This is a genomic window from Amycolatopsis sp. cg5 (assembly GCF_041346955.1).
Classification (GTDB): domain Bacteria; phylum Actinomycetota; class Actinomycetes; order Mycobacteriales; family Pseudonocardiaceae; genus Amycolatopsis.
Window position 1 is genome coordinate 5,203,562 of record NZ_CP166849.1, and the last position, 25,615, is coordinate 5,229,176.

Here is a 25,615-nt window from a genome sequence, read left to right on the forward strand (position 1 = left end):
GGTGTTCTCCGCTTACTTCGGTGTCGGGACGTAGCGCGGGACGACCACCTTGGTCTGTTCGAGCCGCTGCGACGGCCGTTCGACGATGGTCCCGTCCGCCAGGTAGTACTTGATCGCGACCTCGTACTCCTTCGGCGAGTTCTCCTTGACCAGCAACCGGAACATCTGGTCGTTCTGGTCGGTGAACAGGAAGGTCTCGGTCTCGTCGATGCCGTTGGCCGGGTCCTCGTAGTGCACGTCCACCTCGACCACCGGGGTCTGCACGAGGTTGAGCAGCTTGGCCGAGAACAGCACGCTGATCTCCGGCGCCTGCAGCTTCTGCACGGTGATCTTGTTGTCGTGGTCGTCCACGCGGCGCTCCGGGATCACGATCTCGCCGTTCGGGGTGTTGTAGGTGATCTTGTAGAAGTAGGTGTCGTTCGCCGGGTTGTCCAGCGGCACCCGCCACACCGGCCGGTCGGTCGGCGCGGTCAGCGCGTAGGTCTCCCGCTCGGGGCGGCTGTTGGCGTCGTAGTGCAGCCCGACCTCGACCACCGGGGAGGCCTTGAAGTCGACCAGCACCGGGTTCAGCTCGACCCGCAGCTGCGCCGGCGGGCGCACCTTGATGGCCAGCGCCTGGTCACCTTCGCCGGTGCGCCAGGTGTTGCCGCCGTCGTCGCTGCTGCCGTCCTTGAAGGTGGTGAACACCTTGTACTCGAAGGTGCGCGGGCTGGACGGCTCGACGAAGACCGACCAGGGCGTGTAGCCGCCCTTGGCCAGCTTGATCAGGCCCTCCGACGAGATGCCGTTGCGCGGGTCGCGGTAGCGCAGGTTCACCACGCACTGCTCGACGTCGTCCCAGGCGCCCGCCGCGATGACCTGCACGTCGAGCCGGTTGTTGGCGTTGGGCTCGTTGACGAACAGCTGGTCGAGGACGGTCTCCTGCCAAGGGCTCTCGATCGTCTGGTCGTTCTTGAGGAAGAACCGGGTGCGGTACCGCAGCGGCTTGTTGACCGGCGAGAAGATCCAGCGGTTGTAGCTCTGCTCGCCGACGGCGGGGTTGAGCTGCAGCATGGTGCCGTCCTTGGGCACGCCGGCGCCGGTGTCCTCGTACTCGACGTCGACCTGCACGCTCTTGGTGGTGAGCCCGAAGTCGATGTTGCCGGTGAGGAACTTGACCGCCACCTTGCCCGGCTTGCCGACCGCGAAGGCGAGCTTGTTCGTGGTCTCGTCGATCCACTTGGTGTACTCGCTCGGCGCGTGGCCGCGGTACCCGATGCGCCAGCGGTAGCTGTAGTCCCGCTTGGCGCCGATCAGGCTCGGGTCCCAGGTGTCCTCGGTCAAGTCCTTCTTGAAGATCATCGAGTGGCTCTTGTCGACCTGCTGGCCGTTCTCGTCCTTGCCGCTGTAGCGGAACTGCGCCTCGACGAAGTCGATCGGGTCGTTCGCCCAGTCGACGCCGAACACGGTCGCCTTGAGCTGCAGGGTCTTGAAGAACGGGTCGTCGAGGTCGACCAGCCGGACGTACTGCTTGAGCTCCTCGGGGCTCATCCCGGACAGGAACGCCTGGATCGTCCCTTGTGGATGGACCGGCCACGCCTTGGCGGTCTCGATCTCGTGCGTGAAGCCGAAGTGGCTGAAGTCGATGGAGGACTCCGACTTCATGTAGTAGATGTCGGCTTCCTTGTCGATGAAGTCCTTGGTCTTGTCGTCGGTGACCGGCGGCCGCGGCTTGCGGTCGAAGAACTTGTCCTTCACCAGGTCGTTGATCATCTTGCTGATCATGTTGTTGAGCTCTTCCATCACCTCCGGGCTCAGCTCCACCTCGGAGTGGATGCCCGACCGGATGGCGCCGCTGGACACGGCCAGCTCGATGGCGTGCTCCGAGTGCGTGATCTCGTCGTCGTCACAGCCACGGCCGTCGTAGTTGTGGTAGATCGACTTGACCGACTCGTACACCTCGCGGGAGTCGGCCTCCACGAACGCGGTGATCTTCGGCAGCTTGACCATCATCTCGAGGTCGTAGCGCACCTGCAGCGGGGTCAGGTCGGCGCCGGAGCCGCCCTGCCCGGTCAGCGACTTGACCATGAAGGTGGCGCCTGCCGAGGTCAGGTCCAGGTTCGCCGCAGCGACGTTCCCGCCGAGCAGCGACAGCGGGCCTTCGGCGACGCGGTTGGCGATCAGGTTGCCGCTCTGCGGCGCGAAGACCTTGAACTTGCCGTTGACCCACTGCGGCTCGGCGGCGACGACCTTCGGCGGCGCGTCACCGGGAGGAGCGCCCGGGCCCGACGGGCCGAGGCCGAGCAGCACGTCGTCGACGCCGAGTGAGAGCGAGGTGTCGTGGCCGTTGAGGTGGTGCCAGCTGGTCAGCCGGTAGCCGCTGACGCTCTGCCCGCCCCGGTCGGCCATGGCCTTGAGCTGGTTCCAGATGTCGTTGACGTTCTGCTGCAGCGCCGCGACGATCTTGGACTGGTCGTCCGGCTCGATGCGCATCTCGGTGTCCATGGCGAGATAACCGCCACCGCGCGGCAGGTTCGGGTTCTCCTCGCGGTCCTGGTCACCGAAGGAGTACGCGGTGAGCAGGAAGACCGGCTTGCCGGCCTTGTCCTTGCGCACCGAAACGTAGTCGGAGACCAGATAGAACTTCCAGAAGATGGTGTCGTCCTGGTAGACGGTCACCCGGTACTCGGGGAAATGGCGCCACGGCTCGACTTTTTGCATGGGACTGTCCTTTCAGAACTTGTAGGCGGGGATGACGATCCGGTCTTTGGTCTGCTTGACCACCGGCCCGGTGTGCTCGCCGCCGTCGGTGTCGTAGTAGGTGACCTGGCTGGTGTAGGTGGTGATCGCCGGGTTGCGGGTGGCGAGCACCCACTCGGCGGAGGACTGGTTCGCGCTGAGCGTCAGCGACTTGGTTGCGGTGAACTGGTTGCCGGGGTCGCTGTAGGTGAGGTCGACCGCGACCAGCGGCGTCTTCTTGAAGTCGATCAGCTGTCCGAGCACGGTCACCTTCAGCTCGCCGGTGAGGTAGGCGGGCACCACCACCATCGGGTCGAGCTCCTGGCGCGGCCCGATCTTGACCGGGTCACGCCCGGCCGGGTGATGGGTGATCGTCGCGGTGAGATCGATCGGCGAGCCGTCCGGCACGTCGATGTGCCAGCGCTGCGGCGTCTTGTCCCGGAACAGGAAGGTGGCCGGCTGGACGGGTTTCGGCGAGGGGCCGTTGTAGGCCAGGGTGATCTCGGTGAGCGGGCAGGCGGCGAAGTTGAGCGCGTCGCCGATCACCGTGATGTCCAGGCCCGCCCGGTTCAGCGGGATCGGCAGCACGGTCGTGTCACCGGTGTCGTCGCGCCACGGGACCGTCTCCAGCCTGCCGTCGGTGAACGAAGCGGTCCACCGGTAGCGGTAGGCCCGCTTCGCCGGATCGGCCAGTGGCACCACCCAGGTGTAGTAGTCGGACGGCTTGCTCAGCTTGACCGTCTCGGTGACCGGCCTGCCGAGCGCGCCGGGACAGGTCACCTCGACCATCACCTGGGTCACGTCGAGCCAGCCGAGACCGACCGGCATCAGCCCGACCCGCAGCACCGCCTCGTTCGGCTGATTCACCAGCAGCTGACGGCCCGGCACCGGACGCCACTCCGGATCGGCCAGCCGCTCGCCGTTGACCAGCACGAAGGTCTGCCGGTACTGGACCGGTTTCGTCTGCGCGGTGCCGAGGCGGCGGGTGTACTTGGCCGACGGGCTGTTCTTCGTCAGCACGACGGTGTACTCCTCGCGGGGCACGCCGTTCGTGAGGTCCTCGTAGGCGAAGGCGATCTGGACCGAGCCCGCGAACTTGTCGAAGTCGACCGCGCCTGCCAGCACGTCGATGTCGATCAGGCCGGGCACCGGCAGTGAGATCGCCAGCCGCTTGTTGCTGTCGCCCGCCTCCCAGTCGCTGAACGGCGTGGCTTTCCCGTTCTTGAACACCATGCGGGTGCGGTAGGTGTAGTCACGGCGCTCGTCGACCAGCGGCGTCTTCCACACCTGCTGGCCGGAGGTGGTGAAGGTGAGCAGCTGACTCTTGCCCGCCGCCGCGTAGCGCAGCTCGACCTCGGCGTGCCCGATCTCGGTGAAGTCGCTGAACACGGTGACGTCCGCGATCAGGTCGCTGAAGAACGGGTCGTCCAGGTTGTACTCGCGGATGTGCGCGCCGGGGGTGATCGAGCCGAAGGTCGAGGTGAGCGTGCCGCGCGGGGCGACCGACCACGGGACCACGCTGCGCTGCACCATGTCCAGGCGGATCTGCATGGACTGGCTGTCGAACTTCTTGAGGAAGTACCGGTGGTTCGGCTGGCGCCCGTTCTGCTGGCCGCCGGTGCCGACCGGCTCCTCCGGCTCGAAGAACACGCTCTGCAGCAGCTGCTTGAGCGTGTCGAACGCGTAACCGCGCAGCTCGGCGATCACCTCTTCGGGCACCGAGCCCGCCGAGTTGTCGATCAGCACCTTGACCGCGCCGGACAGGGTCAGCGACTCCTCGGTGATGTCACTGTGGTCGTAGTCGTAGCTGGTGCAGTTGTCCCAGCCGCGGCCTTCGAGCTGCTTCTGCACGTAGCTGTACATCTTCGAGGCGTCGACCTCGAGGTGGATGCCGACCTCGGGCAGCCGCGCCCAGAACTTGAGGTCGTACTCGACCTGCAACGAGGTCAGGTCCGACTTCGGGTCGGTCAGCTCCTTCTCCAGCAGCGTCGCGCCGCCCGGCGTGAGGTCCAGGCTGAAGCAGGCGACGTTGCCGGTGAGCAGCGAGGACCCGCCCTCCGCGACCCGGCCGCGCAGCAGCGTGTTCTGCGTCGGCGAGTCCAGCTTGACCTTGCTCTCGGTGTAGGTCGGCGTGGCGAACTGCACCTGGGGTGTCGTGGCGCCTGCCTTGGCGCGCTCCTCCGGCGTGCCGGCGCGGAGCCGGTTCCACTCGGAATCCACAATGGACTGGAGTTGCGGGCGCAGCTTCGCGATCTCGGCCGCGGTCAGGTCGAACTGGGTGTCCAGGCTCAGGTAGCCGCCGCCGTTGCCCAGTTCGGGGTGTGCCGCTCTGTCCTGTTCGGACAGTGCGTACTTGACGAGCACCAGCACCGGCTTGCCCTGCTCGTCGGTGCGCACGCGGGGCACCTTCGGCAGCGCGTAGAACCGGAAGAAGTCGGTGTCGTCTCGATAGACGGTGATGCCGTCGTATTGTCCCATCGCGGGAACGGTCAGCATGGGAAAGGCCTTTCCATCATTCGGGTTTGCCGAGCGAGAGCCGCGACGTGGTCGCGTCGCGCCAGCTCGTCGTCTTCATGGGCTGGGTGTGGCCGTCGGGTCCGACGGCCACGTAGCTGAGCTGGTAGCGGTAGCGGATCCGGCCGAACACCGAGGTGCGCCAGCACGGCCAGGTCACCGGGGTGTCCGGGTCGAGCCGCATGGTGCGGGTGCGCCCGGCCGGGTCCTGCAGGGTCACCGCCGCGTAGGCGAGTTCCGCGGTGGTCAGCACCACGGTGACCTCGTCGGGCATGATCACCTGCACCGCGGCGGCCGGGACGCGGACGGTGTCGACGCCCGCGTACCGGCCGATTTCGACCCGCACGCTCGACGGTTCGCTCGTTTCGGCCGCCTCGGCGACGACCTCGAACTCGCCCTGCGGGATGACGATCGCCGCGCTCGCCCTGCTTTCGGTCAGTCTGGCGGCGGCGACCCGCTTGCCGCCGCTGGTCACCGTCAGGTCGGCGGTGTACGCGCGGGTGAAGAAGCCGGGATCGGCTTCGGCCCGGATCACCGCGAGCCCGACGTCGGCAGGGGTCACCCTGATCACCTCGTCCACCGGGGTCAGCGGCACCGGCCCGATGGCGACCGGCCACGGCGGCTGGGCGTCCGGCGCGGGCGCCAGCGAGCCGACGAACTCGCCGGTCAGCCCGAACTCGTCGGTGAAGACCGGGTAGAAGGCGCTGAACCGCTCGATCGTGCGATCCCCGTTGAACGACAGCGACTTCCGCTCACGGGTGCCGCTCGGCCCGGTGTACGAAACGTCCACTCTGGACCCGGTCAGGAACTTCGAGTCGGCGGGCAGCTGGTTGATCACCGTGACCGTGACCTCGGCGAACGGGTCCACACTGGACAGTTCGGGGAAGTGTTTGGCCCGCTGCTCCGGGGTGAGCGAGGCGAACAGGCCCGACACCGACCAGCCGGTGCGCCAGATCCTCGACGTGAACCTGGGCAGCTGCAGGTCCCAGTACCGGGCACCGGTCGCCGACGGCTTGAGCCGGTACAGCGGCGCGGCCCAGTCGTCACCGACCCGGTCGAACAGGTCGGCGACGGCACGTTCGGCCAGCTCGGCGAGCACCTTGTCACGGGTCGAAACGCCGTCGAAGATCTCCAGCTTGAGCACGGCCGGGTCGTCGGGCAGCCCCAGGAAGGCGGCACGGACGGCCTCGATCGGCGCGGGGGTGCCGCCGGGCAGCCCGGACTTGAGCCGCTGGTGCAGTGCCGCGAGATCGGCGGTGACCACGGCGGGGAAACCGGGGACGATACCTTCGAAGCTCGCTTCGAGTTCCACGTCGAAGCCGCCGGTGCCGCTGGTCAGCACCTTGTCGAGGATCTGGACTCCCTTGCTGTCCAAGGAAACCGTCTCGCCGATGGCGATCGAGCCGCGCGGCGTCGCCGTCTGCCACTCCCCCACCGGGGTCGCGTCGGCCAGCGTGCTGACCCAGTGCAGCAAGCGGAACCTGGCCCGGTCGAAGATCACCGGGCGCACGATCCAGTCACCGTCGGCCGTGCCGGCGCCGCGGTCGAAGACGAGTTCGGCGTGCACGAACGCGCCGCGCACACTGCCGGACTCGTTGCCACGGAAGCGAACCAGCTGGAACCGAGGTGTCCCGTCGGCGTCCTTGGTGAGCTTCAGCCCGGCCGGAAGCTGGTGCAGCACATGGGGTTCGGCGTGGTCGGGGAACCTGGTCGTGCCCTCGGGCGCCGTCAGCTGCAGCATGTCAGCCCACCGGCCGGACGCTGAGCTCACCAGGGCCGGACGCAGGCGTCCAAGCGCCGCCGGCACCGTCGGCTCCACCGTGCACGTTGACCACCCGGTACTGGAACTGTCTCGCGCCGGGCGTGCCGAGCAGCCAATCCAGCAGCGGCATGCGCAGCGACGTGGTCTGCCGGAGGTTCTGCGCGGTCAGGACGATCGGATTCGCGGTGGTGAACTCGATCCGCAGCCCGGTCAGCGCGCGGGTGTCTCCGGGCGGAACGGTGCCGAAGAACGCGGCGTCCGTGGCGATCGTCATCGAGTAGGTGTCGGCCGCGTAGCCCTGGTTGACCATGGTGGCGGACAACAGCTTCCGCAGGTCCGGCTCGACGTCCAGGGTGAGCAGCGAGTCGAGCCAGCCGACCGTGCTGCCCGCCGGTTCGATCCGGTAGTCCAGCGTGATCGTCGCGCCTGGCTGGATCTTCGTGTTCGGGGCGCCGAGCGGGTAGGCGGTGACGCCCGCGCCGACCGGGGTCGGGTGCAGCTCGGTGACCACCACCGGGCTTTCGATCCGGTTGCGCAGGCTGACCCGCACGACGTTCCCGCCCAGCGGGCCGACGTATCCGGTGTCGACCAGCTGGCCACCGGTGGACTGGAACGACGCGCGCACCGGCACGTTCGCCCAGTCGTCGCCGCTCAGCTTGGCGTCGAGGTGGCCGACCAGCCCGCCCAGTGTCAGGTGACTGATCACGCTGCGCAGTTCGGCGGGTTTGAGGTCGATGTTGTCGGTGACACCGTCTTCGAGCGTCGGATTGGTGATCCGGCGGGTGGTCTTGACGTCCTTGACCGTGTTGTCGGGCTGCATGGTCGGCAGGCTGAGCTCCATCGTCGCGAAGACGGGCATCAGCAGCGCGAGCTTCGGTGACGCCTGCTTGGCCTCCAGGTGGCGGCGCAGCCCGTCGAGCGCGAACCGTTCGATGTAGGGCGAGACCCGGTAGTTCATCTGCACGCGGTAGTTCAAGGTGTCCTGCCCGGCGCTACCGTCCGAAGTGGAGATGTCCCGGAACCGGAACTCGACATCCGGTAAGTACGGCGAAGCGGTCCGCCTCGGAATACGGAACTCCTGCGGCTCATAGAAGAACTGGTCCAGCTGAGCGGAATCCTGGTAGTAGCGAATGGACTCACGGCCCTCACCGGGGTCGAATTCGGAGACCGTGAGCACGCGGCCGCCGATCGGCCGCTGCTCCGCCGGGACGCGGTAGACGTACGCGAAGCTGTCGAGCCCGAACGTGAAAGGCGTCGTCTGCACACACTCGACCGGGTAGCGATAGGTGACGAAGTCCCAGATGGGGGCCGGACCTGCGTCCACACTGGACTCGGCCGCGGCACGGAACGCCCGCACCGACTCGATGCCGGTATCCGGGTCGGATTCTTCGTAGACCCGAACCCAGAACTGGTCGTACAGGGTGATCGAGCACCGCAGATCGAGGCGGGCGTACGAGGCCGGATCGGTCATCGCGAACCAGATCCGGTTGAACTCGCCGCGGCTGCGGATGTCGTAGACCAGGCTGAAGACCCTGGTGTCCTGGAAGAAACCCTGCGGCCGGAGCACTCCCAGCTCCACGGTCTCCGTGGTCGCCGAGGCAGGCGGCGCGGGCTGGCCAGGCGCGGGCTTGATCGGCACCTGGTAGACCAGCTTGGCCTTGACCTCGTGCTCCATCATGCGGATCTCCTGGTTCCGCGCGGGCCGCGGCATCACGCCGAGCAGGTTGACCGCGAGCTGCGCGACCACCCCGCCCGGCGCGCCGTCCAGCCACGTCAGCGAGAACTGGAGCCGCTCGTTGAGCGGGAACGGCCGCAGCGACGGCAAGGCGAACTTCACTGCTTCGGTGCCGTGCGTCGAGGGATAGACCGCGCCGGGCACGATCGTCCGGTCGGGCGTCACCAGCGGCTGCTCGACCCCGTCCGGCCACGGCGGGAAGAACGCCCGCTCCGCCGCGATGTCTGATGTGGATTGCACGTCTTCGAGCCTGGCCCGTCCGCCGGTGCCGGACATACCTGAGCTCAGGTATGTCCGGCGAACCCCGCGCGACCGGACTGTCCTTTAGGGAACCTACGTCGGCCGGACGCTCAAACTGGCAGTTCTCAATCGGGCCGCACATCCTTCGCGCCGCCCGAATCCGCCTGACGGAGTTGCTTTTGGGACACCTGGCGGCCCCAAAGCAACTCCGTCCGCTCAGCGTGGGGGGACTGCTCAGGGTTTCCCCTCGCCCGCGGGTGTGCAGTGAGGGGACCCCTCGGTGCGACATACGCACTGAGGGATCCCCTCACTTCAGCTCTGGCACCCGCAACACTCACGACCTCGCGGAGTAAAGCGGGCTTTATCCCGCACACCACAGCCCTCGACTATCCGCGAGTGGTAACTCTGCTCCGCTAGATGCAGCAGAGTCACCACTCACACCCCTCATACCTGGGACCTTTCCGGTCACTAAGTCGGCCGGACGCTCAGTTCTCCCGGTCCGGAAGCGGGAATCCAGCCGCCGACGTTGCCGTCGGCCGTGCCGTGCAGGTTCACCACGCGGTACTGGAACTGGGTCGCGTCCGGGGTGCCGAGCAGCCAGCCGAGCAACGGCATGCGCAGCCGTGTCGTCTGCTTGAGCGCCTGCGAGGTGAGTACGACCGGTGTCCCGGTCGTGAACTCGACCCGGACACCGGTGAGCGCGCGGGTGTCACCCGGCGGCACGGTGCCGAAGAACGCCGCGTCGGTGCCGATGGTCATGCCGAAGGTGTCCGCGGCGTACCCCTGGTTGATCATGGTCGCCTGCAACAGTTTCTTCCGGTCCGGCTCGACGTCCAGGCTGAGCAGCGGGTCGAGCCAGCTGACCGAAGCACCGGCTGGCTCGATCCGGTAGTCCAGCGTGATCGTCTGCCCTGGCGCGATCTTCGTGTTCGCCGGGGCCAGCGGGTACGCGGTCACTCCGGCTGCGACGACGGTCGGGTGCAGCTCGGTGACGACGACCGTGCTCTCGATCCGGTTGCGCGCGCTCACCCGCACGACGTTGCCGCCTTGCGCGCCGACGAACGCGATGTCGACCAGCTGACCGCCGGTCGACTGGAACGAGGCGCGCACCGGCACGTTCGCCCAGTCCGAGTTGGTGACCCTGGCGTCGAGATGCCCGACCAGCCCGCCGGTGATCAGGTGACTGACGACGCCGGCCATTTCGGCCGGTTTGAGGTCCACCGTGTCGACCACGCCGTCTTCCAGCGACGGATTGGTGATCGGACGGCTGGTCTCGACATCCTTGACCGTGTTGTCCGCCTGCATGGTCGGCAGATTCACCTTCATCGAGGCGAAGTCGGACACCAGCAGCGCGAGCTTCGGCGCGGCCTGGAGCCGCTGCAGATACCGGCGCAGCCCGTCGAGCGCGTACCGTTCGATGTAGGGCGAAACGCGATAGTTCATCTGCACGCGGTAGTTCAAGGTGTTCGGCCCGGCGCTGCCGTCCGAAGTGGAGATGTCCCGGAACCGGAACTCGACGTCCGGCAGATACGGCGAAGCGGTCCGCCTCGGAATACGGAACTCCTGGGGCTCGTAGAAGAACTGGTCCGGCTGCGCCGAGTCCTGGTAGTAGCGGACCGATCCGCGCCCCTCCCCCAGGTCGTAGTCCGCCATCGTCAGCACCCGGCCCTGCACCGGCCGGTTCTCCGGTGGCACCAGGTAGACGTACGGGAAATCCTTGGGATCGAAGAAGAAGTTCAGCGACTGCAGGCATTCGACGAGGTGCGTCTCGGTCTGGAACTCCCAGTTGGGCGCGCGCACGCCACCACCGGGGCCGCCGAACGCCTGCATCTCGGTGTCGGCGGCCATCAGCGAAGCGCCTCCGCTGCCCGGCGGCCAGACGTCGGCCCAGTACTGCTTGTACATGGTCGCGATGCAGCGCAGATCGAGGTGGCAGGCGGCCTTCGGGTCGGTCATCGCGGCCCAGAGCCGGACGAAGTCGCCCTGCGTCTTGATGTCGAAGACGCCGCTGTAGACCCGCGACCGGCCGGTGATCGCGCCCGCCTGCAGATATCCGAGCTCGGTCACCATCGTCGTGGTGCCGCCCGGCGGGACCGGCTGGCCCGGCGCGGCCTTCACCGGCACCTGGTACGAGATCGACGCCTTGAGCTGGTGCTCGATCTCCCGGATGTCCTGCCCCGGCCCTGGCGCCAGCAGGTCTCCTCGGACATAGACCGACAGCTGCGCGATCACGCCGCCGGGCGCGCCGTCGAGCCACTTGAGCGTCACATGCGCGAAGTTCTCCTGCTGCAGCACGGAATACCCGCGCAGCGCGAACTTCACCGCCTGCGTGTGATGGGTCGAGTCGTAGGCGGTGTTCGGGACGATCTTGCGGTCCGCGGTCACTTCCGGCTGCTCGACGCCTGCCGGCCACGGCGGCGGCGTCGGGTTGCCGCCGGGATTGGTCTGTGCTGCTCGCACGGGTTTCAGCTCCCCCGGGCTCACACCTCGGGTCGCCTGATCCGACACGGGACGAGCGGAGCCCGCCGCCGACTGTGGCCGACGGGGCCGTCCCGGACATCCCTGAACTCAGGTATGTGCTGACCACTCCGCCCGATCGGCCAGTCCATCCGGGTAAAGGGGTCGTGAGCGTTGCGGGCGGTTAGAACCGCCCGCAACGCTCACGAGCCCTTTGTGTGTCAGCCGAGCGCCGCCTCGAAGCGGGCGCGAAGGTCGGCGAGGCGGTGCGCCGGTTCGTTCGCGAACACCAGCCGCAGGTAGTGGTCACCGCTGGGCCCCCACCCGGACATGGGCGTCGCCGCGACCTTGCCGAGCCGCAGCAGCCGTTGAGACAGTTCGGCCGGGGAGACGCCCAGCGGCGTGGTGTCGAGCAGCAACGACCAGCCGCCGTGCGGCCGCACGACCGGATACCCGACCAGCTGCGCGAGTACGGTCTCCGCGCGGTGACGCCATTCAGCGGTCGCGGACGCGATGTCGGCGTCGGCGTCCACGGCGGTGAGCGCCGCGGCCACCGCCTGCTGGCCCAGGCCGACCTGGCAGACGACGTTGGTCAGGCCCACCAGGCGGATGTCGGCCATGATGGCGGCGGGCCCGACCACCCAGCCCACCCGCCAGCCGATCATGCGCAGTTCCTTCGACGCCGAGCCGACCGTGATCACCTTGCCCGCCAAGCCGTCGTGCGCGGCGGGATGGTCCGGCGGGCTGCCGTCGAAGCGGATGCGTTCCATCGCGGCGTCGTAGATGAGCCAGGCGTCGTGCCGCTCGCAAACCGGCGCCAGCGCGGCCCAGTGCCGGTGATCGAGCAGGAGACCCGACGGCATCGAGGGGCTCATGATGAGCACCGCAGCGGTCTCCGGCCCGACAGCGGCGGCCAGGCGATCCGGGTCGACACTCCAGCCCGCGTCCCCCGCCGGTTCGGCGGGAACGAAACGCGGGACGCCACCCGCGAGCCGGATGCGGTTGACCAGTCCCGCGTAGGCCGGGTCGGTGAGCACGACTTCCTGACCTGGTTCCACAGTGGACAGCAAGGTGTTCAGCACACCGTTGAGCCCGCCCGCGACGCTCACGCATTCGGTGTCGGGGTCGTAGGTACGGCCCGCGATCTTGCCGACATGGGTCGCGGCGGCTTCACGCAGGCCGCGGTGGCCTTGGAAGGGGAGATAGCTGTTCGCGGCGTCGTCGGCGATCGCGGCGTGGGTGGCGGTGAGTGCCGCCTGAGGTGGGCGGAGGTCGGTGTCGAGGTTCTCCAAGCGGAGGACGCCGGGGTCGGCGAGCGCGTCGGCGGCGTCACCGATGATGTCCACTCCGATACCGGGGATGTGACGTAAGCGGCTTACGGTCACCGAAAGGTCCTCCTTTCCTGGCTCCAGCCCCAGTATGGATTGGCCGCGGCTTTGAACCACAGCTGAGCCGCTTTCACCGCGGCGATGACGAGCGGCACCGCGGTGACAAAACCGCCCTCCCAGTGCCCGGCCACCAGCGGTACGCCGACAGCAGCCGGTACGCGGCGAACGTCTCGTCGCACTCGGTGCGCTGCCTGGCGGCGGCTTTGTCCGCGTGACCGAGCATGCCCGCGAAGCCGTAGGTGCTGACGATGAACGCCACCGCGCCGACGACGATCAACGGGGTCACCCGCTGCGGCGACGAGTAGTACAGCCCGGCGAAGAACGTGATGACGGTGAGCGGCACGAACGGCGCGTAGTAGGTCAGCGGCCCGCGCCCGCCAGCCGCTTGGCCTGGTCCCTGATGCGCGGGAACAGGTCCTGGAGAGCGTCATTGAGCGGCATGCCCGATGAACTCCTCGGCGATGGCGTCCGCGGTACGCCAGATCCTGGCGAGCACGAGCGGGTCTTCGGCGTCGGTGCTGTCATGGATGACGCGCACCCGGGACTGCTTGATGCGGCAGAACTCGGCCACCTCGACCCGGAGCTGGCGGTCGAGGTGGCGGTCGAGCCCCGCGGTGGCGAACTGCTCGGCGGAACTGCCCGCGAGCGCCAGCCACAGCATGCTGCGCACGGTGAGGTCGGAACCCTCGTCCGTGTAGGCGAAGCCGTAGGTCCAGGTGCGTTCGATCCAGCCTTTGAGTATCGCCGGCGGCGCCGACCACCAGACCGGGAAGACCACGAGGACATGCTCGGCCAGGCGCAGGCGTGTCATGTGCTCGAGAACCTCGGGCGAGTGCGGCTTGGCGGGGTTGGCCCAGTCCGGTTCGTCTTCAGGGCGCATCCGGGGATCGAAGTCCTCGGCGTAGAGGTCGAGGAAGTCGACGTCGAAGCCCGCGGCGGCCAGCCTGGCCCGCACCCGCCCCGCGACCTGGCCGGTCAGCGAGCCGGGGCGCGGATGGGCGAGCACGAGCAGCACCCGGTTCACCGATTGACGTGCACCGACTTGTGCCTGCTCTCGGTGAAACTCGCCGGGCGGCACGCCGTCGTGCACCTGGCCATCGGGACGGTGTTGGGATCGTCGAGCCGCCACGACGTCTCCACGCTCGCGTAGGCGCCGAGGTCGGCGATCTTCTCCGGCCGGGACGTCAGCGTCCGCGTCGCCACGTCGATGGTCTCGACCAGGATCTCGTCGTCGGCGACCTCGAAGTGCTCGTGCAGCAGGGCAACGCCGAACCGGCCGAGCATGCCGTGCTTGGCGAGCACGGCGCGAAGCTCGTCGAAACAGGGCCGGTCCGCCTCGGACAGCGGGGGCACCTCGTCGATGTCGGGCAGTACGGGCAGCGGAAGTCCGCCGATTCGGCTCACTACGGCTCCTCTGGTCGGATGGGTACCGCGAAATCGTGCCCGCCGCCGACCGGCGCTGTCGCCGCTTTCGGTCAACCTCGGTCAGCACTAGAATCACGGCGAGTGAGGCCTCTCGAACGGGGAGTGCCACCCGCGCCCGATGGGGCCGGGTGTGTCGACGAGGTGGTGCGACGCCTGCGCGAGCTGCGGGCGTGGGCAGGCGTGTCCGAACGCGAAGCGCATCGCCGGGTCTGCCGTGCCCGTGCCGCGCGCGAAGTCGCCGAGCTGCCCGCGTTCGACACCGTGCACCGCTGTTTTTCCACCGGCCGGAAACGCCTCAACGAGGACCTGGTACTCGAGATCGCGACCGCGCTCGGTGGCGACACGCTCCAGTGGCGCCAAGCACTCCAAGGACTCGCCGGCGGGCCTGCCGCGTCACCGAACCCGGAATCCCTTCTGCTGCAACACTATTGGAACACCGCCGTCTCGGCGATGGACCGCTACGCACCCTACGAGTCACATCGTCGGCCGCTGACCCACGCCCCCGCGCCGGTGTTCAACACCCGCGCGGACGCGATCGCCTGGCTCGACGCCGAACGCTCCACGCTGATCACGATCGCCGGCTCGCACAGCGCCGAGTTCTCCGCGCTGCTGAGCCAATATCTGGAAGGCGGCTGCCACTACCGCGACGCGGCGACGCTACACGCCACGGCCGCGCGGTCGTCCTGCCCGGTCACCAGAGCGAACGCGCTACGCCGGCTCAGCGTGATGCGGTGGAAGACCGGGCAGTATCCGGCCGCGCTGGACTGCCTGCGAGAGGCTTTGGCACTGTTCCGCGCCTGCGAAGACCTTGCGGGAGAAGGAAAGGCGCTCAACAACCTGGGCAGCCTGTACCGGCGGATGGGCCGTCACCACGAGGCGTTGCGGTGCTATCCGCGGTCGATCATGCTCGCCACCGATCCCGACGCGGAAGCCAACGCCCGCAACTGCCTCGGCATCGTCCACGCCAGGCTCGGCGACCACCGGGCCGCCGAAGAGCAGCAGCGCCTCGCCCTCGACCTGTTCCGCGACATCGGCAACCAATCGGGCGTTTGCCGGGTGTGGTGCGACCTCGGCGACGTGCTGCGCCGCACCGAAAGGTTCGACGCGGCGCTGCGTTGCTTCCCGCTGGCGATGTCCGCCGCAGCGGACATCGGCGACCAGGTCGGCCTTGGCCTGGCGCTGGCCAGGGACTGGCTGACGCACACGCTGGCAGGCGCCGGGGCAGCACCGGAGCGGCTCGAACAAGCCCGGCGCATCGCGGCGGAGACCGGCGATTGTGCCTTGGAACTCGAGATCAGCCAAGGACTCCAAGGCTGAGCGCCGCACGGATTCCGGCATGGCGGTTGTCCGAAGTCGCGCGTCGGTGACCGGACATCAATCGCCGGACAACCGGACCGCGCGCACTCCCCCGGATCGGGCAAGGGTGGAACCCGTCCACATCCACTGACACTGGGGAGCGAGATTTGCGTTCACCATTGAAAATCGGCGCCATCGCCGCCGTTCTCTGCCTGCCGTTGTCCAGCCAGGTCGCCGCCGCGGCGACGGACTCCCACGCCCAATGCGACGCGGTGACCGACGCCTACTGCGGCTGGACCGGAACCGGCTACAGCGGCGGGTTCTACCTGTGGCAGAAGTCGACCGGCAACACCGGCGTCGCCATCCGCTCCCTGTGGAACAAGCGGGGATCCTGGGTGGTGGTCTACTCCGGCACCAACTACACCGGCAGCCGGTACACCGTCAACGCCGGCGCCTCGGCGCTGGCACTGCCGTTCGACGTCTGGTCGATCGCCAGCAGCGGCTGACGTCGTGAGTGGTATCGCCGGCTCTATTGAGGGGAAGGGCAACTGTGGCGTGCTCCGGCCGGGCTGACGAGGTCACCTCGCGAGGCACGGCATTTCGCGGCTGAACGAGGGGTTCCCCTGCTGCGTTGGGTGCAGCCGGGGAACCCCTCTCTCACGATCTGGCCAGGCGAGGACAGGGGTCGTGAGTGTTTAGACCGGTTAGAACCGGCCGCGTCACTCACGACCCCCGCGACGACCCCGGCCTGTCGTGGGCGAGTGGAACCTCTGCTGCGTCAGATGCAGCAAAGGTTCCACTCGCCCGCCACGTTTGCCATTCCGGCCAATACCGGCCTAAACACTCATGACCCCTGGACGACATGACGACCCAGTGCTACTGGTAGCGCCCAGTTTTCATTCCTTGGCCGAGACCAGTGAAATCGGCCGCGCCTTCGTCGCGGAGAACGCGGTGACAGCGCTCGTCGCCGTCACGATCAGCACCGAACCGATCGTGACGGCGGCGAGCAACGCCCACGGGAGGTACACCACGGTCACGCCCAGCGCCTGCCGGACGGCGCCGCCGATGCCGATCAGTCCGGCGGCGGCGACCACGCAGCCGAGCACCAGCCCGATGACCGCCACCGCGACGGCTTCGGCCACCGCCGTGCGGATCACTTGGCGGCGGGTCAGGCCGGTCACCCTGGCGACGGCGAACTCGCGGCGGCGTTCGCTGCCTGCGATGACCACCGCGTTCACCACGGCCATCAGCGCGTACAGGCCGGCGAGTCCCATGAGGACGGTCAGGATCTTGACGTTGCCGTCCTGGGCGGCCGAGGCGCGAGCCGACGCCCAATCGGCCACCGTGCGCACTTCGAAGCCCGCCCGCTTAATGCGGTCGGCGACGGCGCCGGGATCCTCTCCCGGCACAACCTGGACGAAGGTCTCGGTCGGCGCGCCAGACCACACCTGTCTTGGCAGGATTTGGCGCGGGACAAGGAAACTGTCGCCGGTTTCGAGTGTCTCGGGCAAACCGCCGACCACCGTGAGCCGCAACGGCAGGCCCGCGGCTTCGGCCTCGAGCACGTCGCCGGGGCTGATCCGGTCGGCATGCCTGGCCGGGCCGGTGACCACGGTGTCACCGGTCAACTCCGCCAGCTCGTCCGGTGGCAGGTGGTGCGTGCGCGTGTAGTCGGCCGCGTCCACCGCGATGATCCCGCTGTAAAAGGTCTTGCGCGCGGTGATCGTGATGTCCACCGTGGTCTGCCGGGAGGCGACGGCCACGCCGTCGATGGCGGGCAACCGTTCCGCCTCCTCGCCGGTGGAGGTCACCACGAACTGGGCGTCCACCGAACGCTTCGCCTCTTCGCCGCCTGCTGCGGCCAGTGAGCCGAAAGTGCCTGCCAGCCCGAGCAGCAGCGAGACCAGCACGATCAGCGGGGCCGCCGTGGCGGCGCCGCGGCGCACGCCGTCGCGCAGGTTCGCCCGCACCAGCGAGTCACCGGGCACCAGCCAGGCCATGAGCGGCACGACCAGCGGGCTCAGCATGCTCATGGCGACCGCGCCGAGCATCGAGATGCCGAGCGCCGCCAGCATCGCGCCGATCAGGTTGGCGCTGTGTGCCCAGATCACCATCGCCACGGTGCACCCGGCGCAGGACAAGCCGAGCAGCCAGCGCGACGCGGTCATCACCGTCGCGGCCTTTCCCGTCTCCCGCAAGGCTTCGAGCGGCCGGATCTTCGCCGCGCGCAGCGACGCGGTGAACACGCCGGCGAGTGCGACACCCACGCCCGCGACGCCGGCGACGACCACGGCCCAGCCCCGCCACGGAGCGGTGAAATCGTCCGGCAGCATGCCGATTTCGATGAGCAGCCAGGTCTGCGCGGCTTTCGCGAGCAGTCCGATCGGCACGCCGAGCGCCGAGCCCACGAGGCCGAGCAGCAGGGATTCGGACAGCAGCAGCGCGCGCAACTGGGCACGGCTTCCGCCGGTGAGGCGGAGCAGCGCGAGGTCGCGGCGGCGTTGCGCGACCGTGAAGGCGAAGGTGGAGCTCACGATGAACACCGCCAGGAACAGCGCGAGGAACGCGGTCATGCCCATGACCGTCGCCGCGCCGACGAACCCCTCGCGGATCCGATCCTCGTCCTGACGGGACGTTCCCGGCGGGAAACTCGGCGTTCCGGTCGCCACCAGTACCAGCATCGACGCCTGGACGAGCGCGGCGCCGACGGCCACGCTGAGTATCGCGCCGACGAACAGTTCCCACCGTTCGCGGAACGTGCTGACAGACAGCTGGAACACGCCTCAGCCCTCCAGCCGCGCGAGCCGCCCGGCGACGTCGTGCGGCGCCGGCCTGTCCACGCTGTCCACGACACGGCCGTCGGCCAGGAAGACCACGGTGTCGGCGCACGCGGCGACCGCGGGGTCGTGGGTCACCATGACGATGCTCTGGCCCACGGTCCGCACCATCGCACGCAGCAGCTCCAGCACCACCTTCGTCGACGTGGAATCGAGCGCGCCGGTGGGTTCGTCGGCGAACAGCACGGCCGGACGGGTGAGCATCGCGCGGGCGATGGCGACCCGCTGTTGCTGGCCGCCGGACAGTTCGCGGGGCCGGTGCCCGCCGCGATCGGCGAGCCCGACGGCGGCCAGTGCCCGTCGTATGTCGCTTGTGGACACCCGCGTGCCCGCGAGCTTCGCGGGGAACGCGACGTTCTGCGCGGCCGTCAGCGACCCGATCAGGTTGAAGCTCTGGAACACGAACCCGATCGTGCGGCGGCGCAGCTCGGTGAGCGCGCGGTCCGGCGCCGCCGTGATGTCGTGGCCGGCGAGCAGGACGCGTCCGCTGGTGACCTGGTCCAGGCCCGCCGCGCAGTGCAGCAGGGTGGACTTCCCTGAGCCGGAAGGTCCCATGACGGCGGTCCAGCTGCCCGCGGGGCAGGTCAGGCTGACGTCGTCGAGTGCGGCGAAGGTGCCGTAGCGGCGAGTGACGCGGTGCAGTTCTACGGCTGCGCGGTGCTGTGCTGTTTCCATGGCCCGGCCAGCCAACCGCGCGGGACGGGCCGGTGTCACTGGACTTGACCACCCGGTCGGGGGTAGAGAAACCTCTACCCCGCGCGCCGTTGGCTACGGTGTGGGTGATGTCCGCTCGCACCATCTGGGGTTCGCTCGCGCTGCGCCGGTTTCTGCTGACCCGCTGGCCGTGGCGTGGCTTGGCGTACGTGCTGAGCACGCCACTGGCCGCCATCCCGGCCGCCGTCCCGCTCGCCATGCTGTGCCTGCCCTGGCTGTACCTGCTTTCCCGGTTCCCGGTCACGCTGGACGAAACCGTACTCGCGGTGCTCGCCGGGCTGCTGCTGATCACGGCGGCAGGCCCGCTGGTGGCGCTGCCGGTGGCTCGGCTCGAACGCCTGCGGCTGCGGCTGGTCCACAACGGACCGGTCCGCGGGCCGCACCCCGCGGCGGGCTGGAAACACCGATACACCTCGGCGTCGAGCTGGCGGGAACTCGGCTACCTGGTCGCGCTGGTGCTCGCCGCGGTGCCGAGCGTCGCACTCATCCTGGTCATGCTGATGATCCTTTCGCTGATCATCAGCCCGCTGGTGGTCGCGCCCGGCCGTCCGCTCGCGCTCGGTCTCGGGCAGGCGAGCACGGTGGCGGAGGCGCTGCCGTACTCGCTGCTGGGCGTGGCGCTGATCCCGGTGGCGTTGTACCTGGCCGCCGCGCTGGCGAGCCTCCACGCGGCCGTCGCCAAGACACTGCTGTCCGGCGAAGGGCTGAGGCTGGAACTCGTCGAAGTCTCCCGTTCGCGGGAACGCCTCGTCACCGCGTTCGAGGCGGAGCGGCGCCGTATCGAACGCGACCTGCACGACGGGGCGCAGGTGCGGCTCGTCAGCCTCATCCTGCAGCTGGGACTGGCGAAAGTCGAAATGCCGCCCGACTCCCCCGGCAGCGTATCGGTCGCCGCCGCCCATACGCAGGCCAAGCAGCTGCTCACCGAACTGCGTGAGTTCATCCACGATATTCATCCGCAGGTGTTGTCGGACCTGGGGCTGCCCGCGGCGCTGCACGACCTCGCCGACCGCGCCACGACCCCGGTGACCGTGGCCTGCGCCATCCCCGATCGACTGTCCACAGTGGTGGAAAGCGCGGCGTACTTCGTGGTCGCCGAGGCGTTGAGCAACGCCGGAAAACACAGCCAGGCCACCGAAATCCACGTCACCGCGAAGGTCGGCCACGCCACGCTCACGGTCGAGGTCACCGACAACGGCCGCGGCGGCGCGGACACCGCCGCCGGCAGCGGGCTGACCGGGCTGGCCGACCGGACCGCGGCCATCGGCGGCACCCTGTCCCTGTCCAGCCCGATCGGCGGGCCGACCACCGTGCGAGCGGAGTTCCCATGCGGCCAGTGATCCGGACCGTCCTCGCCGAGGACGGCACGCTGCTGCGCGAAGGTCTCGCCGCCTTGCTCGGCCGCTTCGGCTTCGAGGTGGTGGCCGCGGTCGGCGACGCGGAAGCACTGCTCTCGGCCGTCGACGCGCACGAACCCGACCTCGTCGTCACCGACATCCGCATGCCACCGGGGTTCTCCGACGAAGGACTGCGCGCGATCGTGCAGTTGCGCCAGGACCGCCCGGAGCTGCGGGCGGTGGCGCTGAGCCAGTTCGTCGAACCGAGCTATGCCTCGGACCTGCTCGATTCCGGCGGCGGCGTCGGCATCGGCTACCTGCTCAAGGACCGCGTCGGCGACGTGCTGGACTTCGTCGCCGTCCTGCGCCGGGTGGCTGCGGGTGAGACCGTCGTCGATCCGGAGGTGGTGCGCAAGCTGCTGAAACGCGGCGCCACGCCGCTGTCCGCGCTGACGAACCGGGAACACGAGGTGCTTGCCCTGATCGCGGAGGGCTGCTCCAACGCGGGCATCGCGGAGCACCTCGTCGTCACCGAAGCCGCGGTGACCAAGCACATCGGCAACATCTTCACGAAGCTCGGGCTCGCGCCCGGCGAGGACCGCAACCGGCGCGTGCTCGCCACGCTCACCTACCTGCGCGATGGCGCCCGGCTCGACCGTGCCCGAAATGCGAAGCCCGACCGGGCCTGACATAGGCTCACCCGGTGATCGAACCGAGGGAGCTGGACGCCGCCTAGCGACGAGCAGGTCAAGAAGCCAGCGCGAGGAGTTCGTCGATCGCCTGCTCCGGGCCGTCGTAGGTGAGGTGCGCGATGGCAGGCATCGGCGCGATCGCCTTGCTCCAGGCGTAAAGCCGGTCCCCGTCCAGCCCGCACGCGGTCGCGACCTGCTCGGAGCGCGCCGCGACGCCCTCGTGGCCGGCGCCTTCCAGCACGTAGTCGACCGCGTCGAAGCACGGATCGCCGAGACAGGCCTTCGGGTCGATCGCGATCAGGCCGCGCGACGGGCCGCCGTCGAGCGCGTTACCGAGGTGCAGGTCGCCGTGCAGCAGCACGGGTTCGCCCTGGCTGTCGAGCAATGCGTCGCAACGCCGGGTCGCCCGCTGCCACAGGTCCCGATCGAGCCGCGCGGCGATGGCGGGTTCGGCCAGCCGACGGCCGATCCGGGTGAAGGACTCGTCGCACCGCCCACGCAGGTCCCACGGCCACCGCGCGGGCGGCGTGACCGCGTGCAACGCCGCGAGCAGGTCTCCCCACAGCCGTGGCAGTGACGGCAGCGGCAGGTCTTCGGCCATCGTGCCCGGCAGTACCTCCTCCAGCGCCATCGCCCCGATCGCCGTGTCGAGCGCGAGCACGCCCGGTACCCGGCCCGATGGCGCGAACACGCGCAGCATCTCCGCCTGCTTGGCCAGCAGCTCGTGATCCGGGCTGAGTTTGAGCACCGCGGGCGTTCCGTCAGGCCATTGGCAGCGCATGACGACCGCCGAGGCCCCGCTTTCGAACAGCTCGCCGGGCACGAACCCCCAGCGCGCCGAGAGCCGCGCGGCGAACGCCGGGATCCGCGCGGTCCATTCCTCGACGCCGGGTCCGAATCGAGCGACCAACCGCGCGCTGACGTCTTCCATGTCCATCACGGCATTGTGGCCACGAACCAGCTCGGCGGCATACCGATTATTCCGCGCCGGCACGGAATCTCCGTTCCTGCCCTGCAAGTTGCCCACGGAGCGGCCGAGCCGCTACGTTCGAAGCCGGGAATGCGCGCCCTCAGCGAAAAGCACAGGCGAATTCAGCCGGGTTTCATCGTCCTCAGCGAAACCGAGGGGTTTGCTCATGTCCAAAATCGTTGTCACCGGCGGGCTGGGGTACCTCGGCTCCGTGCTGGTCAAGCGGCTCGCCGACCGGGGCAACGAGGTGGTCGTCGTGGACAACGGCCTGGTCAGGCGGATGCCGCCGGACACGGAGCGGGTCCGCCAGGTCTTCGGCGACGTCCGGGATCCGGCGGGCTGGGAAGAGGTGCTGCGCGGCGCCGCCGGGGTCGTGCATCTCGCGGCGATCGCCGGTGATGCCGCCTGCGACCTGAACCATGAACTGGCCTGGGACACCAACTATCTCGGGACGATCCGGGTCGCCGAAGCGTGCGCGCGGGCCGGAGTTCGGCGGCTGGTGTTCGCGTCGACCTGCAGCAACTACGGCGTCTCGCGCGGTGAGGTCGCGGAGGTGCTTTCGCCGCTGAACCCGCAGTCCGTCTATGCGGAGACCAAGGTCAGGGCCGAGCACTATCTGCTGTCCCGCCGGAGCGACGATTTCGCACCTTGCGTTCTGCGGTTCGCCACCATCCATGGGCTGTCGCCGCGGATGCGATTCGACCTCGACGTGAACCTCATGACCGCGCAAGCGGTGCTGGACCGGAAAATCACCGTGCACGGCGGAAAGCAATGGCGCCCTTTCGTCCACGTGAGTGACGCGGCCGCGGCGGCGACGCTGGCAGTGGCCGCGAAACCGTCCCGCGGAGCCGAAATCCACAACTGCGGCTCGGACGCGGAGAACTACTCGCTCGCCGAGGTCGGCTGGACGATCCAGCAGGAGGTCGGCGGGGTCGAACTCGACATCCGCAAAGGAGTCCGGGATCCGCGCGACTACCGGGTCGGCTTCGCCCAGTCCGAACGCGCGCTGGGCTTCCGGGCGAGCCGTCACCTCATCGACGGCATCCGCGAGCTCAAGAACGCCTTGCTGGCAGGCGAATACCAAGACTTCACCAGCACGCGCTACAGCGATTTCCTGATCATGCGCGAACGGCTCGGCAACGTGACCAGGCTGGCGAGCTAACGTCACCCCTGTGAACCACCTGCCCTTCCTCGACTCGCTCCTGCGCGAGGCCGCCGCACGGCTGCCCCGCACACCCGGCGCCTCGACGACCAAGCCGGGCGAACCGAGCCAGGTCGTCACCGCCGCCGACCACGAGATCGAGGAGCTGCTGACCACGCGCATCCGCGCCGCCTACCCCGGCTACGGCATCCTCGGCGAGGAAACCGGCCTCCACGGCGAAAACACGCGCGCCACCTGGGTGATCGACCCCATCGACGGCACCAGCAACTACGCGGCGGGCAGCCCGCTGTTCGGGATCATGGCCGGGCTGCTCGTCGACGGCGTGCCGGTGGCGGGCGGCATCGCGTTGCCCGCATTGGGCGAGTTCTACCTCGCCCAATGCGGCGAAGGCGCCTTCCGCGACGGCACGAGGTTCCGGGCGCCGGCCGCCACCGACCTCGGCGCGTCCCTGATCGCCTACGGCATCGACGGCGACAGCGAGTTCGCGCAGGAGGACTTCAGGATCGCGGCCGTGCTGGCGACCCGCTGCCGAGGTCTCCGCATGGCCAACAGCTGCTTCGACCTGATCCAGGTCGCGACCGGCGCGTACGGCGCCTCGCTCAACCGCGCGACGCGGATCTGGGACAGCGTGGCGCCGCACGTGCTGCTGGAGGAGGCTGGGATCACCTACACCGATTTCGCCGGCGCACCGCTCGACTACACCCCGCTCGCCCGAGCCATCGACACGAACTTCACGATCTGCACGGCCGCGCCCGGGTTACATTCGCTGTTGCAGGACGTCATCCACTGAGCGAGAAGCCTCGGACGTGACAAAGGGGGCCCATGTCACGCTCAGCGTTACATGGGTGGCCTTTGTGTGGTTCGGCCGCACCCAGATCAGTACTTCGCGAGTGCGTCCACCAGCTTCTCGGCCAGTTCGACTTCCTCGCTCAACGAATGGTCTTCTTCGACGAACGGCAGCCGCGCGGTGGCCAGTTCCAGCGCGTCGCGCACCGGAGCGGGTGGCAGCTCCGTGCCCGCCATGCGCAGCGCGCGGACGGCGCCGAGCAGTTCGCAGGCGAGCACGGTCCGGTAGGCGCCCGCCGCCGCGACCGTGCTGCGCACCGCCTGGCTGGAGAAGCTCGCGTGGTCCTCCAGACCGCGGGAGATCACCGCGGTGCCGAGTGTCACCGGCGCGGCCGTGTGGCGGAGCTGGCCGAGCGCGTCGTGGGCGACGTACTCCAGGATCATGATCCCCGAGCTGCCGGCCGGGCCGTTCGCCAGGAACGGGGGCAGGCCGGTGAGGTCGGGCTCGACCAGGTCGCTCAGCCTGGCGACCGAAAGCTCGGCGACGTGGTGCAGTGCCGCGCGCAGGTGGTCGAGGGTGAGTGCCAGGTAGGCGGTGGAGAACTGGCCGTGGTGGTAGACGTCCTCGGTGTCGATGTCGATCAGCGGGTTCTCGGCCGCCGCGTTGAGGTCGATGGCCAGCACCCGCTCCAGCGCGTCGACCGCGTCGAGCGCGGGGCCGTGCACCTGCGGGAAAGCACGTAGCCCGAACGGATCCTGCAGTCGCCTGCCCGGTGGGAGCTCGCCGGGGCCCGGCAGCAGGTGGCGCATCTGGGCGGCGCAGCGGACTGAGCCGGGGTGCGGGCGGGCGGCGTGCACCCGGTCCGAATAGGCCTCGAGTGAGCCGCCGAGCGCGCAGAACGACAGCGCGGCGACGACCTGGCTGGCGTGCAGCAGCCGTCGGACGTCGTCCCAGGCGAGTACGGCTTCGGCGAGGGTCGCGGCGTTGCTGGAGATGAACGCGAGCGCGTCGCCGGGGCTGATCGCGACCGGTTCGAGTGAGCCCGCCGCCCATGGTCGCTGGCCGGCGAGCGTCAGGGCGATCTCGGCGAGCGCGGTGAGGTCGCCGGTGCCGATCGCGCCGCGGGAATGGACCAGCGGCACCGCGCCGACGCGCAGCGCGGTTTCCAGTGCGTGCAGCAGCCGGGGATGGACGCCGCTGCCTGCCGCGGCGAGCTGGTTGAGGCGGATGACCAGCGCGGAGCGCACGACGGCTTCCGGCAGCGGGTCGCCGGTGCCGCCGGCGTGGCTGCGCAGCAGCCGCAGCCCGTGCTGGTCGGCCGAACCCGGGTCGACCACGGTGTGCCGGTTGGCGCCGACGCCGGTGGTCCGGCCGTAGACCGCACGTTTCGCGCCGCTGTCCACCGCCAGCTCGTGCGCCTTCTCCACCCGTTCCAGCGCTTGCTGGTCGAGGTCGGCCGAGGCGCTGCGGCGGGCGATGCGGACGACGTCGGCACAGCGCAGCCCGGCGCCGTCGATCTTGATCCGGCTGCTGTCGGTCATGGCCACCCTTGACAACCTTCCATTCACTCTTGATGCTGCA

19 protein-coding genes are annotated in these 25,615 nt (G+C 69.0%); 6 read left to right on the plus strand and 13 right to left on the minus strand.

The annotated features are described in order from the left end of the window. Positions 1 to 12: 12 nt before the first annotated feature. The 9 genes from AB5J62_RS23370 to AB5J62_RS23410 all read right to left on the minus strand — a co-directional run bounded on the left by AB5J62_RS23370 (position 13) and on the right by AB5J62_RS23410 (position 14,218). Positions 13 to 2,700, minus strand: coding sequence for a hypothetical protein (locus AB5J62_RS23370; protein WP_370942051.1), 2,688 nt, complete (start codon positions 2,698 to 2,700; stop codon positions 13 to 15). Between the two features lie 12 nt (positions 2,701 to 2,712). Next, positions 2,713 to 5,214 (minus strand): hypothetical protein, encoded by a 2,502-nt coding sequence (locus tag AB5J62_RS23375; protein WP_370942052.1) that lies wholly within the window; start codon positions 5,212 to 5,214, stop codon positions 2,713 to 2,715. A 16-nt stretch (positions 5,215 to 5,230) separates the two neighbouring features. Next, entirely contained in the window at positions 5,231 to 6,973 is a 1,743-nt protein-coding gene (locus AB5J62_RS23380) for a hypothetical protein (RefSeq protein WP_370942053.1), read from the minus strand. Position 6,974: 1 nt separating this feature from the next. After that, positions 6,975 to 8,969: a hypothetical protein gene (locus tag AB5J62_RS23385; RefSeq protein ID WP_370942054.1), complete on the minus strand. Its 1,995-nt coding sequence runs from the start codon at positions 8,967 to 8,969 to the stop codon at positions 6,975 to 6,977. A 468-nt stretch (positions 8,970 to 9,437) separates the two neighbouring features. Next, on the minus strand, positions 9,438 to 11,429 hold the full coding sequence (locus tag AB5J62_RS23390) for a hypothetical protein (RefSeq protein ID WP_370942055.1): 1,992 nt from the start codon (positions 11,427 to 11,429) through the stop codon (positions 9,438 to 9,440). A gap of 218 nt (positions 11,430 to 11,647) precedes the next feature. Further along, positions 11,648 to 12,811, minus strand: coding sequence for a pyridoxal phosphate-dependent aminotransferase (locus AB5J62_RS23395; RefSeq protein ID WP_370942056.1), 1,164 nt, complete (start codon positions 12,809 to 12,811; stop codon positions 11,648 to 11,650). A gap of 73 nt (positions 12,812 to 12,884) precedes the next feature. Then, positions 12,885 to 13,157: a hypothetical protein gene (locus tag AB5J62_RS23400; protein ID WP_370942057.1), complete on the minus strand. Its 273-nt coding sequence runs from the start codon at positions 13,155 to 13,157 to the stop codon at positions 12,885 to 12,887. A gap of 84 nt (positions 13,158 to 13,241) precedes the next feature. Next, positions 13,242 to 13,838, minus strand: coding sequence for an NAD(P)H oxidoreductase (locus tag AB5J62_RS23405; protein WP_370942058.1), 597 nt, complete (start codon positions 13,836 to 13,838; stop codon positions 13,242 to 13,244). Beyond that, complete coding sequence (locus AB5J62_RS23410) at positions 13,835 to 14,218, minus strand: hypothetical protein (RefSeq protein WP_370942059.1); 384 nt, start codon at positions 14,216 to 14,218, stop codon at positions 13,835 to 13,837. The genes AB5J62_RS23405 and AB5J62_RS23410 overlap by 4 nt, the downstream gene beginning before the upstream one ends. 102 nt (positions 14,219 to 14,320) lie before the next feature. Here AB5J62_RS23410 and AB5J62_RS23415 point away from each other — a divergent pair, with 102 nt between their 5' ends. Both AB5J62_RS23415 and AB5J62_RS23420 read left to right on the plus strand, forming a co-directional pair. Continuing rightward, positions 14,321 to 15,556: a tetratricopeptide repeat protein gene (locus AB5J62_RS23415; protein ID WP_370942060.1), complete on the plus strand. Its 1,236-nt coding sequence runs from the start codon at positions 14,321 to 14,323 to the stop codon at positions 15,554 to 15,556. A 146-nt stretch (positions 15,557 to 15,702) separates the two neighbouring features. Beyond that, positions 15,703 to 16,041: a peptidase inhibitor family I36 protein gene (locus AB5J62_RS23420; protein ID WP_370942061.1), complete on the plus strand. Its 339-nt coding sequence runs from the start codon at positions 15,703 to 15,705 to the stop codon at positions 16,039 to 16,041. A 390-nt stretch (positions 16,042 to 16,431) separates the two neighbouring features. On the opposite strand, the gene AB5J62_RS23425 is transcribed toward AB5J62_RS23420, so the two are convergent. Both AB5J62_RS23425 and AB5J62_RS23430 read right to left on the minus strand, forming a co-directional pair. Then, complete coding sequence (locus AB5J62_RS23425; RefSeq protein ID WP_370942062.1) at positions 16,432 to 18,315, minus strand: FtsX-like permease family protein; 1,884 nt, start codon at positions 18,313 to 18,315, stop codon at positions 16,432 to 16,434. 3 nt (positions 18,316 to 18,318) lie between these two features. Continuing rightward, a complete protein-coding gene (locus AB5J62_RS23430; protein ID WP_370942063.1) occupies positions 18,319 to 19,047 on the minus strand; it encodes an ABC transporter ATP-binding protein in 729 nt (242 codons plus the stop codon). A gap of 107 nt (positions 19,048 to 19,154) precedes the next feature. Here AB5J62_RS23430 and AB5J62_RS23435 point away from each other — a divergent pair, with 107 nt between their 5' ends. Together AB5J62_RS23435 and AB5J62_RS23440 are read left to right on the plus strand one after the other, a co-directional pair. Further along, positions 19,155 to 20,426 (plus strand): sensor histidine kinase, encoded by a 1,272-nt coding sequence (locus tag AB5J62_RS23435; protein WP_370942064.1) that lies wholly within the window; start codon positions 19,155 to 19,157, stop codon positions 20,424 to 20,426. Then, positions 20,414 to 21,112 (plus strand): response regulator, encoded by a 699-nt coding sequence (locus AB5J62_RS23440; protein WP_370942065.1) that lies wholly within the window; start codon positions 20,414 to 20,416, stop codon positions 21,110 to 21,112. The genes AB5J62_RS23435 and AB5J62_RS23440 overlap by 13 nt, the downstream gene beginning before the upstream one ends. A gap of 58 nt (positions 21,113 to 21,170) precedes the next feature. On the opposite strand, the gene AB5J62_RS23445 is transcribed toward AB5J62_RS23440, so the two are convergent. Then, positions 21,171 to 22,052, minus strand: coding sequence for an aminoglycoside phosphotransferase family protein (locus AB5J62_RS23445; RefSeq protein WP_370942066.1), 882 nt, complete (start codon positions 22,050 to 22,052; stop codon positions 21,171 to 21,173). Between the two features lie 199 nt (positions 22,053 to 22,251). On the opposite strand from AB5J62_RS23445, the gene AB5J62_RS23450 reads away from it, so the two are divergent. Then, positions 22,252 to 23,247: an NAD-dependent epimerase/dehydratase family protein gene (locus AB5J62_RS23450; RefSeq protein WP_370942067.1), complete on the plus strand. Its 996-nt coding sequence runs from the start codon at positions 22,252 to 22,254 to the stop codon at positions 23,245 to 23,247. Positions 23,248 to 23,257: 10 nt separating this feature from the next. Further along, entirely contained in the window at positions 23,258 to 24,037 is a 780-nt protein-coding gene (locus tag AB5J62_RS23455) for an inositol monophosphatase (RefSeq protein ID WP_370942068.1), read from the plus strand. An 86-nt stretch (positions 24,038 to 24,123) separates the two neighbouring features. Here AB5J62_RS23455 and AB5J62_RS23460 read toward each other — a convergent pair whose 3' ends face one another. Further along, positions 24,124 to 25,575, minus strand: coding sequence for an aromatic amino acid ammonia-lyase (locus AB5J62_RS23460; RefSeq protein ID WP_370942069.1), 1,452 nt, complete (start codon positions 25,573 to 25,575; stop codon positions 24,124 to 24,126). Between the last annotated feature and the right edge of the window lie 40 nt (positions 25,576 to 25,615).

What these genes read in the sequence shown, in the direction of transcription:
- AB5J62_RS23435 (WP_370942064.1), top strand. Translation starts at nt 19,155, where the DNA reads ATGTCCGCTCGCACCATCTGGGGTTCGCTCGCGCTGCGCCGGTTTCTG.
- AB5J62_RS23375 (WP_370942052.1), bottom strand. Translation starts at nt 5,214, where the DNA reads ATGCTGACCGTTCCCGCGATGGGACAATACGACGGCATCACCGTCTAT.
- AB5J62_RS23460 (WP_370942069.1), bottom strand. Translation starts at nt 25,575, where the DNA reads ATGACCGACAGCAGCCGGATCAAGATCGACGGCGCCGGGCTGCGCTGT.
- AB5J62_RS23370 (WP_370942051.1), bottom strand. Translation starts at nt 2,700, where the DNA reads ATGCAAAAAGTCGAGCCGTGGCGCCATTTCCCCGAGTACCGGGTGACC.
- AB5J62_RS23445 (WP_370942066.1), bottom strand. Translation starts at nt 22,052, where the DNA reads ATGGACATGGAAGACGTCAGCGCGCGGTTGGTCGCTCGATTCGGACCC.
- AB5J62_RS23380 (WP_370942053.1), bottom strand. Translation starts at nt 6,973, where the DNA reads ATGCTGCAGCTGACGGCGCCCGAGGGCACGACCAGGTTCCCCGACCAC.
- AB5J62_RS23450 (WP_370942067.1), top strand. Translation starts at nt 22,252, where the DNA reads ATGTCCAAAATCGTTGTCACCGGCGGGCTGGGGTACCTCGGCTCCGTG.
- AB5J62_RS23440 (WP_370942065.1), top strand. Translation starts at nt 20,414, where the DNA reads ATGCGGCCAGTGATCCGGACCGTCCTCGCCGAGGACGGCACGCTGCTG.
- AB5J62_RS23430 (WP_370942063.1), bottom strand. Translation starts at nt 19,047, where the DNA reads ATGGAAACAGCACAGCACCGCGCAGCCGTAGAACTGCACCGCGTCACT.